The organism is Bradyrhizobium sp. PRIMUS42, from assembly GCF_023006515.1.
In the GTDB taxonomy this organism is placed as follows: Bacteria; Pseudomonadota; Alphaproteobacteria; order Rhizobiales; family Xanthobacteraceae; genus Bradyrhizobium.
In genome coordinates this window covers 1-2429 of the sequence record NZ_JALBGZ010000854.1, presented here as the reverse complement: position 1 = coordinate 2429, position 2429 = coordinate 1, and the positions used below count along the sequence as shown (strand labels likewise).

Sequence of the window (2429 nt, the reverse complement as noted above, 5' to 3'; positions counted from 1 at the left end):
CATCAAACCCGCAAGCCCGATCAGCAGGCGGTGCGCCGCCGTCACGAGGCCCGCTCCTCCAGGAGCTTCGCCATTGCGGCGCGCAAGCTCTCCATGCCGGTCGAGCTGCGTGACGATGTCGCGAGCACGTTCGGGAACGCGGCCGGATGTTTGGCCAGCGCGGCCTCCGTTTCGGCGATGCGCGATTGCAGCTCGGAGGCCTTCACCTGGTCGGCCTTGGTCAGCACAATCTGGTAGCTGACCGCGGAGCGGTCGAGCGTCTTCAGGACTTCGAGATCGACGTCCTTGATGCCGTGCCGCGCGTCGATCAGCACGTAGACGCGCGCGAGTGAGGCACGTCCCAGCAGGAATTTGTGGATCAACTCGGTCCAGGACGCGACCTGGCTCTTGGGCGCCTTGGCATAGCCGTAGCCGGGCATGTCGACGAGGCGCAGGTCGGTCTTCCCTGGGACCTCGAAGAAGATCAGCTCCTGGGTGCGGCCGGGCGTATGCGAGGTTCGCGCGAGCGCGTTGCGGCCGGTGAGCGCGTTGATCAGGCTCGACTTGCCGACATTGGAGCGTCCGGCAAAGGCAACCTCCAGCCCCGCCATCGGCGGCAGCGTCTGGATCGAGGGAGAAGCCCAGATGAATTGCCAGTCGCGGGCGAACAGCTTTCGCCCGGCCTCGATCAGCTTCGCATCTTTGTCGTCGGTCATGCGAAGCTCTTTCTTGCACCGTCATTCCGGGATGGTCCGAAGGACCAGACCCGGAATCTCGAGATTCCGGGCTCGATGCTTCGCATCGCCCCGGAATGACAAGGAGAGACTACGTCGCCTTCCTTGCGAACGTCGCCTTGAGATTGTCGAACAGCTCCACCTTCACGCCGTTGCGGCGCATGATGTAGCTCTGTTGCAGAACCGAGAGCGTGTTGTTCCAGGCCCAGTAGATCACGAGGCCCGCCGGGAAGCCCGCCAGCATGAAGGTGAAGATCAGCGGCATCCAGTTGAAGATGATCTGCTGCGTCGGATCCGGCGGCGTCGGGTTCAGCTTCATCTGGAACCACATCGTGATGCCCATGATGATCGGCCAGATGCCGAGCGCGAGGTAATGGCCGAACACCGGGATCGTGGTCGGATCGAACGGGATCAGCCCGAACAGGTTGAAGAGGTTGGTCGGATCCGGCGCGGAGAGGTCCTTGATCCAGCCGATGAACGGCGCATGCCGCATCTCGATGGTGACGAATAGCACCTTGTAGAGCGAGAAGAACACCGGGATCTGGATCACCACGGGAAGACAGCCGGCGACCGGATTGATCTTCTCCTTGCGGTAGATCTCCATCATCTCCTGCTGCTGCTTCACCTTGTCGTCGGGGAAGCGCTCTTTCAGCGCCTGGAGCTGCGGCTGGACCGATTTCATCTTCGCCATCGAGGCGTAGGACTTGTTCGCCAGCGGGAAGAACAACAGCTTCACGATCACGGTCACCAGCAGGATCGACCAGCCGAAATTGCCGAAGAAGCGGAAGAAGAAGTCGAGGCCGAGGAACATCGGCTTGGTGATGAAGTAGAACCAGCCCCAGTCGATCAAGAGATCGAAATGGTTGAGGCCGAGCTCCTTGTTGTAGCCGCCGTGGCCCGCGAGCGGGAAGTTGATGCCGACGACGCCGGCTTCCTTGGCGCCGGCGAACAGCCGCGCGTTCGTGGTCGCGGTGCCGCCGATCGGCACGGTGATGGGATCGAGCAGATAGTCGGTCTGATAGGTGTGGACGTTGCCGCTCGGGTTGGACGAGAACCTCGCCTGCAGCCGCGCACCGGTGTCAGGCAGCAGTGCCGAGGCCCAGTACTTGTCGGTGATACCGAGCCACGCGTTGGTGACGTTGTTGAAGTTCACCTGCTTGGATTCGTCGACCTTCTTGTAGGCGTATTCCTGCAGGCCTTGATCGCCGAGATAGCCGATCAGGCCTTCATGCAGAATGTAGTAGCCGGAGACCTGGGGCGCGCCGTGGCGCGAGATCAGCGCGAACGGATAGAGCGTGACGGGCGCATTGCCGACATTGCTCACCTCGTCCTTGACAGTGAAGAGATAATGCTCGTCGACGGAGATGGTGCGGCGGAACGTAAGGCCATCGCCATTGTCCCACTTCAGCACCGCCGGCGTCGTCGGCGTCAGGCTGCCGCTGCCGTCCTGCTGCCAGACGGTCTGGGCATCAGGCATCTTCGCCGTCACGCCCGTCGCCGCGACCCAGCCGAACTCAGCGTAATAGGGTTCTGCGGTGCCCGAGGGCGAATAGAGGATGATCGGCGGCGACTTCGGGTCGACCGTCTCGCGGTACTGCACCAACGCGATGTCGTCGATGCGGCCGCCCTTCAGCGAGATGCTGCCGGCAAGCCGCGGCGTGTCGATCTTCACACGCGGGCTCGCGGCAATCGCGGCATCGCGGGCAACGACCGGCT

General features: G+C 62.7%; 2 protein-coding genes. Both read right to left on the bottom strand.

The window, feature by feature from the left end; translation table 11 throughout:
- Positions 1 to 41: 41 nt before the first annotated feature.
- A complete protein-coding gene (yihA, locus tag MOV75_RS34695) occupies positions 42 to 695 on the bottom strand; it encodes a ribosome biogenesis GTP-binding protein YihA/YsxC (protein ID WP_246932018.1) in 654 nt (217 codons plus the stop codon).
- Positions 696 to 804: 109 nt separating this feature from the next.
- Positions 805 to 2429: membrane protein insertase YidC (yidC, locus tag MOV75_RS34690; RefSeq protein ID WP_247007594.1), on the bottom strand; the 1625-nt coding region annotated here is incomplete at its 5' end.

Bases quoted from the DNA above. Each gene is read 5' to 3' on its own strand.
- yihA (WP_246932018.1), bottom strand. From the start codon at position 695: ATGACCGACGACAAAGATGCGAAGCTGATCGAGGCCGGGCGAAAGCTG.